This is a genomic window from Pseudomonas sp. 31 R 17 (assembly GCF_900004915.1).
Taxonomy (GTDB): domain Bacteria; phylum Pseudomonadota; class Gammaproteobacteria; order Pseudomonadales; family Pseudomonadaceae; genus Aquipseudomonas; species Aquipseudomonas orientalis_A.
The window spans coordinates 22,966-34,782 of the sequence record NZ_CVTN01000012.1 but is presented as its reverse complement, the minus strand read 5'-3'; the positions used below and the strand labels follow the sequence as shown (position 1 = coordinate 34,782).

Here is an 11,817-nt window from a genome sequence, read left to right as displayed (position 1 = left end):
CGAGAACGCGGCTTGGAGCGACGCTACCAAAGCAACAGCATCAAAGAAAAGCGAGTGCTTTCATTGTGGCGACTAGGCTTGGAATACTGGCGAAGCTGCACAGATTTTGGAGGACGAGAACACTTGGAAATATTGGAGCGGGCTCTGCGTGATGAGGTGCGCCATCAAGCGCAGAGCTTAGGGTGAATTTGTGGGGATTCCTCAGGGTCTGACCTCTATTTTTCTCAGACACCACGATTGCCAAATTTCCAGATACTTGGGCAGTAACGCCAAATAAGAAGGGGTAGGATTTAGATGGCAAGATCCAAAAAATCAAGGTAATGGCGTACGGATAGATAAGGGCGAACATGATATTAGCCAGCCTACTCAGCAAGTGGATCATGTTATTGTGAGGTCCAATGGCCGGGTGATAGGTAGGGAGGGCAAGCCTGTTAGTGCATCGATTAAGGAACATGCGGAACAAGTCCATATACCTCTGAGCGAATATAAGAAATGGAAAAATTGGAACTCTCCGAACTGAAATTTCCTAGTATGAGAGAGGAGCTTATCTCTTACTTGAGTGGGTTGTCAGACCTTGACTATCAGTACCAGGCTTGGGTAGAGAGGTCATCGCCGAGTTTAGATTATGACGAGTTTAATTACACGGTACATTTTTTATACGATGATACGAGTTTGGCTGAAAACGCTTCCGACTGGATAGGTTTGGTCCTGAGGGATGAAAAAGAAGCAAGGTCTATTGAAAACGTGGTAAGTGCTCTTAATGTGATTTTTGATAAATATGGCACTGAACTTTCTGATAGGGAATATTTGGAGAAAAATGAGTGGTTGTGGGTGGTTAATGCATCTAAGGATGCTCTAAGTATTCTGCTTTCAAAGTAGATTTATCTTCCTCCTTATTTTATATCGCCCGTTCATCGCTAAACGCTTATAGACCGTGAAGCGTGGGGGCGTGGCAGTGTGGAGGAATTTCGAAACTATCACAGCTTTCACTGAGGGGAATACTCATGCGTATACACTCAGGAAGAATAGTGGTCTGCCCCCTATTTTTCGCTGACAAAGATGCAAAAAAATTGCCACTTGACGTGCCCAGTATTAGTGGTGGTGTAGATGTCTTGGATTATAAGTCTAGCGTTGAGTTTAATTGTAAGTTACTAGGCTATGGTGTCAGTCAAGGGTGTAAACCATGACGTTGAATACATATCCCCGAATAAAAGTTTTTTTCGCATTCATGTTGTGCCCCTTTTTTTCGGGGGTGGCCGCTGTGCCCTTAATGTTGATTTCGATATTGATAACGGTGTTTAAGAACTCATCATTAATTGGGGAGGTGAGAGGGGGTGAGGTTTTTTCGTTATTTATTACCATTCCCTTAATGGCGCAGTTGATTTTTTTTCTTCCTGCATTAGTTTTTTCTCTAATGTTGGTTTTTGTAAAGCCTGTGGGCAGCTTAAAAGTGTACTTAATGATTTCAGTTGTCGGCGCAGTTGTTTCTACTGCATGGATGTTTGGTGTGGTTTTTTTCTTCATAAGTGAGGTTGAAAATTATCATGTGATGAGAAATATGTTTCCCGTGTTTTTGAGTTTTTTGTTAGGCGGAATCTCTACTTGGGCTGCTGCTTACTGGTGCCTCCCTAAAATAAAAAAATAACTAGAGTGGTTAATAAATGTCTTGGGGTTGAATGAATGGATGAGTCGTTGACAACTGTAACTATAAGAATTAACTCTGAAGGAAAATTCGAGTGTCATTTAGGCTTTTCTTCTGATTGGGATGGTTTTGACTCGATTGTAAAATATTTAAAAAAATATTGGCAGGCAAGCCCAGTTCAATTTGCTGATAATATTTATTCTCGACGTTGGGTATTGATATGTAATGGGGTCGCGTTAACTGTTTATCACGACTGTCAGATAGGGAATTATTTAGTTGTGGAAAATGGTGAAGATAAGGATAACTTGCTCGGTCAGATCGAGGCGGATTTGATTGAGCGGTTCCGTTGAATGCTAGCCAGTAATTTTTCTACCTTTTCATCTCCATAGAAAATTGCTTGAAAAGAGCGGGCGAGAGAGGGGGGCATTTTAATTCGAGATGGCAGTGAAAAGCCTATTAATAAATTTGTGCGCTTTTCTGTTGCAAAGCTCGAAAATTACTGTAGATGGTATCGTAGCGACGAAGATTCTGGATGTCCGAGTTCAGCCTGGCGGGTTGTCTGAATTGAGTAAAATTATAGAGTATGGTAAGCAATGGAATATTGCTGTCATCATTAAAGAATTTGGCAGCTAATCATATGTTTGAGGTTGAAATTTTTTTTAGTGAGGGCTTGTACGATAGCTCTCCAGATGTATGGACGCGTTTAGAGCAACAGCTCAATGAATTTAAAGACTCCGAGGTGATCGATGGATTCACCGGTAAAAAAATGTTACTTGCCGAAGTTTTGCGCTACTTGAGACAAAATAAGCGCAAGAGTTTCTTTGTTGAGTTGGCCGGTGGTTCTATCGAGTTTTCGCTTGTGGCGGATAAAGAACTGTCCCGATTAGATATAAAGAATCTCGCAAATTCTCTTGAAGTGGCGCACTCGTTGATTGCTGCATTAACAGATGAGCCAGCTTTCGTTCAGGCTCGAGTTTACGATGCTGAATATGATCGGTGGCAAAATGCCGAGAATATCACACTTTTCGAAGTGGCCAATGTTGAGCACTCCCAGCTGCCTAAAAAAAGCAATGGATTACCTTTTCCGCTTACCCAAGAGGTTGTAGATATATCAAATAATCCTGGGCGCTGGGTTTTGCGGAAAGGTTATATAGAAGCTGTTGGTTCGCCAATGTGGGTTAGTAAGTCTCTGCTTAACTCATTAGGCGTGGACGAAAAAGAGTTGATGAATGTCGACTGTTTTGCCGTGGAAGATTTGGGTGGTGTTTTGAAGATTGTTGCTTGTGAGCAGTGTTTCACAGCTGATGTAGGAATCCAGGCTGAGAGGCAGGTCATGCTGAGAAAGATTTTATTTAAAGTGTGAGGTCTAGAGCCGTGCAATGGAAGCGGGCTGAATAAGGGGCTGAGAGGAAGTAAGCGGAGAAAAAGGGGAGAGAAAAAAGGACAGATTTATTTAAATTAGAGTTGAAAATCTTATTAGATAAAACTGTCAACTTTTGTTGCCGTTGGGAAGGAAGTGGGAAGGAAAAGTGATTAGGCCTAGATCAAGGTTACAGGCGTTTTTGTTATTGTTGATTTATGTGTTTTTATTGTTTTTGTTGGTGGGGGTTATCGCAAAATTCATGGGGGCGCTGATTAATTATTCAAAGATTGGTGTATGGGATTTCAGTTGGGCTGACGTCGTAGATATGTTGCCCGGTGGTTATGCCTACGCAATACCTACTGGGGTAGGAGTTTGGATACAGTCCTGGTTGAAAAATCGTAAAGAGCGTGAGTCTAACGATAAAGATAGTGGCCAAGGGAATTGAGCACAAAGCGGGCGACACCAAGGTCGCCCGATTTTCACTCAGGACGGATCGGCATTAAGCCTGCGACTGATGACATCCAGCAAATCACACCCATCGCGCAGCGGAATGGCCAGCAAGTGGGCGAAGTCTGAAAGCACTACGGCATCGCTGCTGAGGTGTTCGCGAAAGGCCAGGTTTTCCAGCAGTTGGGTGACGGCCCGAATGCGGTGCACGGCGGCGTCGTGGAGGACGTCGAGAGGTGCCTGGGTGTCGATGATCAGCGCTGGGATGGTGCAGTCGTGGCCGGTTAGGGGCATGTATCGATTCATCATTAAGCTCTCTGGATTATTGAGGGCTCGTTCTTCGGGTCGCCAAACCCGGTCGCCTTTTGGGCGACCGCCGGACTATAAGCCGCACCACCAAACCCACGCAAGGCATCAAAATGCCGCCCCGTCGAAGAGTGCCACCACGACCCCTAATGTCTTCCCACTCATTGCCGACATACTGCCGACGAGCGAACGCATCACTAATACGCCAATCCACAAGCCCCACCCCAAACATTAAAGGACCAATGTGAAAAACCTCCTCCTGATCCTCTTCACCACCCTCATCCTGGGCGGTTGCGTCAGCCACCCCCTCACCCCCAAAAACCGAGCGCAGATCAAGACCGTCAACGTCCTGCCCGTGAAGTGGGAAAAGAACATGGTGTACTTCGGCCGCGAGCAGGCTTGGGGCGCTGCCCTGGGTGCTGGGCTGGGCGCGGGTGCCGGCATGGCCAGCGGGGCGTCCAAGGTCGGCACTGCGGCGTTGAGCGGTGCCGGGTTTGCCGCCGGCATGAAGCTTGGGCAGTTGGCCGAGATGCCGACGCCGGTGGCCATTCTGACGGTGATGGAGGCGGAAAAACTCGATGTAGGCGTGTTGCTCAAGCAGGGCTTTGTCGATGCGCTGGGCAAGACTTCGACGCTCAAGGTGGTCGGCGACGATGAACCGGCCGATGCGCAGATCCAGTTGACCGTGTCCGAGTGGGGCTTTCGCCTGACCCAGGGTTTCAGCAGCGTGATTTACCCCACCCTCAGCGTGGTGGCGCAGATGAATCGCGGCGATGAAATGATCTGGCGCACCTTTGAAACGGTGACGCCATTCAATGGCCAGAACGTTTATGGCTACACGCCGCTCACCTATCGCACCGACCCTGAAGCCTTGCGTCGGGCGTTGACCGGGATTACGCAGATTTCTGCGCAGTATCTGGTGAAGGAGCTCAAGTAGGTCTGATGGTGGTGTAACGCGGTTGGGTGGCGCGGGCGTGATGGTGAACGCTCAGGCACCGTGTGTTTCTGGTTGCTCGCGTTATCGTTGGGGATCTTCGCGAGCAAGCTCGCTCCTACGGGATTGGGGGCGTGTCGCATGGTTTTGAACATTTTGTTTATCTCGATGTCTTTACCCCGCCCACCCGCAACCGGTCGGGCTGCATGGACTGCAGCGTTTTCAAATGACATTAAGGATTGATGTGAACCTCTCCCTATTACGGCCTCCTGTCTGCCACCGCCTGCGGTGCACCGGCTCGCGCCTGCGATTCCCAGGGACGCCGGGAGAGCCTCATTCGGATCGATTGATCCTTTCGTACAGCACACCTACTGCTGCCGGGCTATTGGCGGCTTTGACTGTAGTTCATGGAGTTTGAAATGAAGCGCAAGCAGTTCCAGAAAAGTCTGTTGGCAATCATGGTCGGCGCAATCAGCACGCAGGTGCTGGCAGTCGAGTTCGACCTGGGTCAGGGCAAGAATATTTGGGCCAATGAGACGTTCAACGAGCCGGTCACCATTAACGGCAAGTTTTCCCGGGTGGTCGATTCCAGCACCACTGATCCCGCCGGTCTCGGCTTTGTGAACACCAACATTCAAGGCTCGCTGATCAACCGCGCAGACATTACGCTGGACTCACAGGGCAAAACCATTCGTGCGATCGCCATCGACCCGATGTTCTGGTCTGGCCCTTCCAATCTGACACCCGGCACCATCACCGGGGATGTGGTTCAGGCGGGCAATATCCTGATGAACCATGGCGCCTACGAAGGGCTTGAAATCGGTGCCACCACCATTGGCGGCAGCGTTATCAACTCCGGCACCATCCGTTCCACGCCACCGGTGAGCGCCGAGCCGTTTCCAGGCTATCTGGGCGGTGGCGAAGGCATTTACCTGCACGGCACCACCATTGCGGGCGACGTTTCCAACACCGGTGTGATCGACATGGCCGGTCCGGATGCGATTGGCTTGATCCTTGACGTCAGCGGCGACACGCCGACCACCATCGGCGGCAAGCTGTTGAACTCGGGTTCGATTATCGCCACCGGTGAAGGCGCCTGGGGCATGGAAGTGGAAACCGACACCAACCCCCTGCGTATTGAAAACAGCGGCCTGATTTCCGCCACTGGCAATGAGGCGAGGGGGCTGAGCTTTTTCTCCGGCACCGTCGATTACATTCTCAATACCGGCACCATTGAAGCCAAGGGCGCGTCGGCCAATGCCTTCTATCTTTTCGGCGCCAGCTTTGCGCAGAACAGCGCCACAGGCGCACGGGGTATCGTCAACCGTGGACTCATCGCGGCGGACGGCACGGCGATCCAGGTGGATGCGGCCAGGCAGGTCGAGACGTTTGAAATCAACCAGCAAGCCGGCGAAATCCGCAGCAACAGCGGCATCGCCGTCGACGCCAACAACCTCGCCAGCCTGAACTGGACCGGCGGCAAAATCACCGGCGACCTGCTCAACCTCAGCGCCGTCAACATCGGCGGTCAGGCAGGGTTCAGCGGTAGCCGGATCATCGCGCCGGTGTCGGTCAACTCGGGTTCGCTGAACCTCTCGGCGCCCGGCACTGCTATCACCGGCGACCTCAATGTGGCCAGCGGTGCGGGCATCGATATGCACCTGGCCGACAGCGTGGTGCCGACCACGCCGTACCTCACCGTCAACGGCACGGCCAATCTGGCTCAAGCTTCCAAGCTGACGGTCAGCGCCAACCCGGGCGACTTCGCGGCGCCTAAAGCCGGCACGCAATACACCCTGCTGCAAGCCACCAACGTGCAGAACAACGGCGTAGCGGTCGCCAGCGCTTCGTCGTTGCTCGACGTGCTCAGCTACTCGGCCGATGCGCAGACGGTCAAGGCCGTGGTGGCGGTGAAAAGCGACCAGCAAGTTCAGCAGGAGCTGGCGGGTGTCAGCGCGGGTGCATCGGCGGCGACCGCCGTCAATGTGGTGAAAAACGAGGTGCTCGGCCAGCTCAACCAGAACGACCCGGTGTTCCAGAGCCTGGCCAACGCCGGGACTGCGCAGCAACTGGCGCAGCTCGCCGATCAACTCACGCCGGACGTCAACCGTGGCGCCCTCGACGTGGCTTTGTCGGGGCAAACCGTGGTCAACGGCGCGATCTTCAATCGCCTCACCGACCAGCGTGAAAGTCACCAGGTCGGTGGTGTGTGGGTGCAGGGCCTGAGCAGCAACATGGACCAGGACGGCCGTGGCGGCAACAACGGTTACTCGGCCAACAGCAGCGGCATGGCGGTGGGTGTGGACGGTCGCTTGAACGACACCACCACCCTGGGCGTGGCCTACAGCTACCTCAATTCCAACATCCATTCGGACCTGGGCAACAAGACCGACGTCGAGGGCCACGCGCTGTCGCTGTACGGCAACTGGGCGCTGCAGAACTGGTTTGTGGATGGCAGCCTCAGCTACGGCCATAACGACAATGACAGCAAGCGCCACGTCGCGGGCACCACGGCCAAGGGCAGTTACGACAGCAATGTGTTGTCGGCCAGCGTGATCGGCGGCTACAGCTTCAAGCCGTCCCAGGCGGTGGTGATCGAGCCGCGTGTGGCTGCGCGCTATGCCAACGTGCGCATGGATGGCTACACCGAGAAAGGTTCGTCGGCGGCCTTGAGCACGTCTTCGCAACGTTATGAAGTGGGCGAACTGGGTGCCGGTGTGCGTTTGGCGGGCAACTTGCCGATGGGCGCGGGCAGCCTGCAACCGGAAGCGACCTTGATGGCCTACCACGACCTGATGGGCGATCGCGTGGCGCAAACCTCCAGCTTCGTCGCCGGTGGTTCGGCGTTTACCGTGACCGGCGCATCGGTGGCGCGTGACAGCTACGAGGCCAGCGTGGGCGTGAACTACCAAGTGTCGGACTTCACCGTCGGCGCCAGCTACACCCGCCAGGCGCGCAGCGGTTTTGACGCCGACGGCGTAATGCTCAAGGCTCGCTACGCCTTCTAAGCCACATCGCAAACCAACTGTGGGAGGGGGCTTGCTCCCGATGGCGGAGGGTCAGTCAATGATGTGTTGGCTGGCTCGCCGCCATCGGGGGCAAGCCCCCTCCCACACTGATATCAGAGGCATCACGCTCTACGTAAGCAGGTTGAGACAGCGCAAGCTGCCCCGGCCCGCTGCTCCGGATTCACGCAAACCAAATGTGGGAGGGGGCTTGCCCCCGATAGCCGTAGACCAGTCAGTGATGGGTTGACTGACCACATTGGATCTCCACATTCCAGAGGTTTGTGTTGGATTTCACTACTCGGGCCGAAACACCTTGAGAACCGCTCTTAACCCCGTAAAATGCCGCAGCCGTTGCATCACAGTCTTTCAGGGAAGAACTCAGGCCAGCATAGTGTCCAGGCTGCCTCTCTCCTTGGAAAACCCGGCAACGCTGATTTCCTCACCCAAGGAGCACCCTGTGAAGACACTCTCCAAAATCCTGCTGTCGGGCCTCACCGCCGCGGCGCTGTTGACCGTGGCCGGTTGCGCCACCGAGAGCAACCGCGCGATGCCGGTGGAGCAAGTCGCCAGCGCCCACGTCGCCTATTCCGGCGTGCGTGTGCCGATTGCCGTGGGCAAGTTCGATAACCGCTCCAGCTACATGCGCGGTATCTTCTCCGATGGCGTTGACCGTCTCGGCGGCCAGGCCAAGACCATCCTGATCACCCACTTGCAGCAGACCAACCGCTTCAGCGTGCTGGACCGCGACAACATGGGCGAAACCTCCCAGGAAGCCAAGATCAAAGGCACCGTGCAGAAGCTCAAGGGCGCTGACTACGTGGTGACCGGCGATGTGACCGAGTTCGGCCGCAAAGAGACCGGCGACCGCCAGCTGTTCGGCATCCTCGGCCGTGGCAAGACCCAGGTGGCCTACGCCAAAGTCGCGTTGAACATCGTCAACATCAACACCTCCGAAGTGGTGTATTCCACCCAGGGCGCCGGTGAGTACGCGCTGTCCAACCGTGAAGTGGTCGGCTTCGGCGGCACCGCCAGCTACGACTCCACCCTCAATGGCAAGGTGCTCGACCTGGCCATGCGCGAAGCGATCAACCGCCTGGTCGACGGCATCAACGCCGGCGCCTGGAACCCGCGTAACTGATCAGCCACACCACAAGGAGCAGTACACGGATGAGCAAGGCAGTGAAGTTGGCGCTGATGCTGACAGCAATCGCGACGGTAGCCGGGTGCCAGACGGCGCCCCAGCCCCTGTATCAATGGGAGAGCTACCAGCCGCAGGTTTACGAATACTTCAAGGGCGAGCCCAAGGAAGCGCAGGTGGAAGCACTGGAGCGCGATCTGCAGAAGATCAACGCCAGTGGCCGCAAGGCGCCGCCGGGTTACCACGCGCACCTGGGCATGCTGTACATGAACATGGGCAAGGATGATCAGATGGTGCAGGAGTTTCGCACCGAGAAAGCCCTGTTCCCCGAGTCCGCTGCGTACATGGACTTTCTGCTGAAAAACGCCAAGACCGGAGTCGCCACCAAATGAGCCTGTTAAAACTCACCGGCGCCCTGCTGGCCCTGGCGTTGCTCGGCGGTTGCGCGGCGCCCAAGACAGTCGACTACTCGGCGTACAAACAGGCGCGGCCCAAGTCGATCCTGGTGCTGCCGCCGATCAATGAATCGCCGGAAGTGCAGGCGTCCTACAGCCTGGTGTCGCAAGTCACCTACCCGTTGGCCGAAGCCGGCTACTACGTGTTGCCGATTGCCCTGGTGGATGAAACCTTCCGCCAGAACGGCCTGACCACCGCCAACGACATCCAGGGTGTGCCGCCGACCAAGCTGCATGACATCTTTGGTGCGGACGCGGCGTTGTACATCACGGTCAGTGAATACGGCACCAAGTACATGCTGATCTCCAGCGACACCTCAGTGACGGCCTCGGCCAAGCTGGTGGACCTGCGCACCGGCACCACCCTGTGGACCGGCGCAGCGCGTGCGTCCAGCGAGGAAGGCAACAACAACGGTGGCGGCCTGGTGGGCATGCTGATCACGGCGGCGGTCAAGCAGGTGATCAACAGCTCCACCGATGCGGCGCACCCGATTGCCGGTATCACCAGTGCGCGCCTGCTGTCAGCGGGTCAACGCACCGGCATCCTGTACGGCCCGCGTAACCCGAAATACGGCACGGACTGACGTTCTTCAAACATTGAAGATCAACTGTGGGAGGGGGCTTGCCCCCGATGACGGTACATCAGTCACTACTGCAGTGGCTGACCCACCGCCATCGGGGGCAAGCCCCCTCCCACATTGTTTTTTTGCTGTCAGGTCAATTGGGGTTTAACCCGAACCCCACCCACCTCGCGTCTGACCTTGTGAACGGCTCATTCATTCACGAGGCCCAGCCCATGTCCCACGCTCTGCTCTCCCTGCGTCCTGCTGCCCAAGGCTTCACCGTTACCCTGCTGGTGGCGCTGGCCGGGTGTGGGCTGTCGTCGTCCCCCGACCTGGCAAAACCGGCGGAACCCGTCGCAGCGCTTCAAAGCGCCCCGGCCCAGGACGCAGTGGTCAAACGCATGGTCATGCCCGCCCCAATGATGATGCGGGAGACGGCGACCCGGGATGAGCGCAGCGAACCGCGCGAGCAATACGCCAACCTGCCCGACAACCCGGTGCATCGCGTCGCCGAAGCACCGGTCTCCACCTTCAGCGTGGATGTCGACACCGGTAGCTACGCCAACGTAAGACGCTTCCTCAACCAGGGCCGCCTGCCGCCTGAGGGCGCTGTACGGCTAGAGGAAATGGTCAACTATTTCCCCTACGACTACGCGCTGCCTACCGACGGCTCACCCTTTGGCGTCACCACCGAAGTCGCCGCCACGCCGTGGAACCCACGCACGAAACTCTTGCGCATCGGCATCAAGGCCTCCGACAAAACCGTGGCAGAACTGGCCCCGGCCAACCTGGTATTCCTGGTGGATGTGTCCGGCTCCATGAACCGTCGCGAAGGCCTGCCGCTGGTCAAAAGCACGCTGAAATTATTGGTGGATCAACTGCGTGATCAGGACCGCGTGTCACTGGTGGCATACGCCGGTGAATCCCGCGTGGTGCTCAAGCCCACCTCCGGGCGTGACAAAACCACGATCCGCAACGCCATCGACCAACTCACCGCCGGTGGCGCCACCGCTGGCGCGTCCGGCATCGAACTGGCTTACCAGATGGCCCGCGAAGGCTTTATCGACCAGGGTATCAACCGCATCCTGCTGGCCACCGACGGTGACTTCAACGTGGGCATCAGCGACTTCGACAGCCTCAAGCACCTGGCGGCGGACCAGCGCAAAAGCGGTGTATCCCTTACCACCCTTGGCTTTGGCGTGGACAACTACAACGAACACCTGATGGAGCAACTGGCTGACGCCGGTGACGGCAACTACGCCTACATCGACAATTTACGTGAGGCACGCAAGGTGCTGGTGGACCAGCTCAGCTCGACCCTGGCGGTGGTGGCGCAGGATGTGAAATTGCAGGTGGAATTCAACCCGGCGCAGGTCAGCGAATACCGCCTGCTCGGCTATGAAAACCGCGCCCTGAAGCGTGAGGATTTCAACAACGACAAGGTCGATGCCGGCGAAATCGGCGCAGGGCACACGGTGACCGCGTTGTATGAAATCGTGCCGAAGGGCGAGAAGGGCTGGCTGGAGCCGTTGCGCTATGCCAGAGCACCTGCGGCTGAAAACACCTCGGCCGAACTGGCGACGGTGCGCGTACGCTACAAACCGGCTGCGGGCGGTGATAGCCAGTTGATCGAACGGGCCGTCGACAAAACGACTACCCAGCCCAGCGACGACCTGCGTTTCAGCGCCGCCGTGGCCGCCTTCGCCCAACAGCTCAAGGGCGATGGCCGCTACACTGGCAACATGAGCTTGCAGGACACCGCCGCCCTGGCCCGCTCGGCCCGAGGCGACGACCCGTTCGGCCTGCGCAACGAATTCGTGCAACTGGTGGAACTGGCCCAAAGCCTAAAACCCTGATCCCGAGCACAATGAAGATCAAATTGCCCCCGATAGCGGCCTATCATTACCAAATGTGCTGACTGACCCACCGCCATCGGGAGCAAGCCCCCTCCCACACTTGGA

Annotated in this window: 12 protein-coding genes and 1 pseudogene; 11 read left to right on the top strand and 2 right to left on the bottom strand. The window is 55.9% G+C overall.

The genetic code is table 11. The features are described 5' to 3' along the window. Window positions 1-186 (top strand): annotated as a pseudogene (locus BFP89_RS29075) (IS4 family transposase); the annotation flags it as partial. Between the two features lie 306 nt (window positions 187-492). Then, complete coding sequence (locus BFP89_RS00305; RefSeq protein ID WP_083207984.1) at window positions 493-879, top strand: SCO4402 family protein; 387 nt, start codon at window positions 493-495, stop codon at window positions 877-879. A 285-nt stretch (window positions 880-1,164) separates the two neighbouring features. Here the strand turns inward: BFP89_RS00305 and BFP89_RS28130 are convergent, their stop codons facing one another. Further along, window positions 1,165-1,524: a hypothetical protein gene (locus BFP89_RS28130; protein WP_141689008.1), complete on the bottom strand. Its 360-nt coding sequence runs from the start codon at window positions 1,522-1,524 to the stop codon at window positions 1,165-1,167. A 156-nt stretch (window positions 1,525-1,680) separates the two neighbouring features. Between BFP89_RS28130 and BFP89_RS28125 the strand changes: the two genes are divergently transcribed. The 3 genes from BFP89_RS28125 (at window position 1,681) to BFP89_RS28120 (ending at window position 3,450) form a co-directional block, all read left to right on the top strand. Further along, window positions 1,681-1,992 carry a hypothetical protein gene (locus BFP89_RS28125; protein ID WP_141689007.1) on the top strand — a complete coding sequence of 104 codons (312 nt, stop codon included), beginning with the start codon at window positions 1,681-1,683 and terminating at the stop codon, window positions 1,990-1,992. A 287-nt stretch (window positions 1,993-2,279) separates the two neighbouring features. Then, entirely contained in the window at window positions 2,280-3,005 is a 726-nt protein-coding gene (locus BFP89_RS00290; RefSeq protein ID WP_065883146.1) for a hypothetical protein, read from the top strand. Between the two features lie 199 nt (window positions 3,006-3,204). Then, window positions 3,205-3,450: a hypothetical protein gene (locus BFP89_RS28120; RefSeq protein WP_141689006.1), complete on the top strand. Its 246-nt coding sequence runs from the start codon at window positions 3,205-3,207 to the stop codon at window positions 3,448-3,450. Window positions 3,451-3,488: 38 nt separating this feature from the next. On the opposite strand, the gene BFP89_RS00285 is transcribed toward BFP89_RS28120, so the two are convergent. Beyond that, window positions 3,489-3,746, bottom strand: coding sequence for a hypothetical protein (locus BFP89_RS00285; protein WP_065883145.1), 258 nt, complete (start codon window positions 3,744-3,746; stop codon window positions 3,489-3,491). A 256-nt stretch (window positions 3,747-4,002) separates the two neighbouring features. Between BFP89_RS00285 and BFP89_RS00280 the strand changes: the two genes are divergently transcribed. The 6 genes from BFP89_RS00280 (at window position 4,003) to BFP89_RS00255 (ending at window position 11,712) form a co-directional block, all read left to right on the top strand. Next, window positions 4,003-4,695 (top strand): hypothetical protein, encoded by a 693-nt coding sequence (locus tag BFP89_RS00280; RefSeq protein ID WP_065883143.1) that lies wholly within the window; start codon window positions 4,003-4,005, stop codon window positions 4,693-4,695. Between the two features lie 416 nt (window positions 4,696-5,111). Beyond that, window positions 5,112-7,700, top strand: coding sequence for an autotransporter family protein (locus BFP89_RS00275; protein ID WP_065883141.1), 2,589 nt, complete (start codon window positions 5,112-5,114; stop codon window positions 7,698-7,700). A 457-nt stretch (window positions 7,701-8,157) separates the two neighbouring features. After that, on the top strand, window positions 8,158-8,838 hold the full coding sequence (locus BFP89_RS00270) for a CsgG/HfaB family protein (protein WP_065883139.1): 681 nt from the start codon (window positions 8,158-8,160) through the stop codon (window positions 8,836-8,838). Window positions 8,839-8,867: 29 nt separating this feature from the next. Further along, entirely contained in the window at window positions 8,868-9,230 is a 363-nt protein-coding gene (locus BFP89_RS00265; protein ID WP_057010471.1) for a DUF4810 domain-containing protein, read from the top strand. Continuing rightward, window positions 9,227-9,877 carry a DUF799 domain-containing protein gene (locus tag BFP89_RS00260; protein WP_057725334.1) on the top strand — a complete coding sequence of 217 codons (651 nt, stop codon included), beginning with the start codon at window positions 9,227-9,229 and terminating at the stop codon, window positions 9,875-9,877. Before BFP89_RS00265 ends, BFP89_RS00260 begins: the two co-directional genes overlap by 4 nt. 212 nt (window positions 9,878-10,089) lie before the next feature. Beyond that, the gene (locus BFP89_RS00255; protein ID WP_065883137.1) at window positions 10,090-11,712 is read left to right on the top strand and encodes a vWA domain-containing protein; all 1,623 of its coding nucleotides are present in this window, start codon (window positions 10,090-10,092) and stop codon (window positions 11,710-11,712) included. Window positions 11,713-11,817 lie beyond the last annotated feature (105 nt).

Coding starts and splice junctions, on each gene's coding strand:
- BFP89_RS00305 (WP_083207984.1), top strand. CDS start 493: ATGGAAAAATTGGAACTCTCCGAACTGAAATTTCCTAGTATGAGAGAG.
- BFP89_RS28130 (WP_141689008.1), bottom strand. CDS start 1,524: ATGAAGAAAAAAACCACACCAAACATCCATGCAGTAGAAACAACTGCG.
- BFP89_RS28125 (WP_141689007.1), top strand. CDS start 1,681: ATGGATGAGTCGTTGACAACTGTAACTATAAGAATTAACTCTGAAGGA.
- BFP89_RS00290 (WP_065883146.1), top strand. CDS start 2,280: ATGTTTGAGGTTGAAATTTTTTTTAGTGAGGGCTTGTACGATAGCTCT.
- BFP89_RS00285 (WP_065883145.1), bottom strand. CDS start 3,746: ATGCCCCTAACCGGCCACGACTGCACCATCCCAGCGCTGATCATCGAC.
- BFP89_RS00275 (WP_065883141.1), top strand. CDS start 5,112: ATGAAGCGCAAGCAGTTCCAGAAAAGTCTGTTGGCAATCATGGTCGGC.
- BFP89_RS00265 (WP_057010471.1), top strand. CDS start 8,868: ATGAGCAAGGCAGTGAAGTTGGCGCTGATGCTGACAGCAATCGCGACG.
- BFP89_RS00260 (WP_057725334.1), top strand. CDS start 9,227: ATGAGCCTGTTAAAACTCACCGGCGCCCTGCTGGCCCTGGCGTTGCTC.
- BFP89_RS00255 (WP_065883137.1), top strand. CDS start 10,090: ATGTCCCACGCTCTGCTCTCCCTGCGTCCTGCTGCCCAAGGCTTCACC.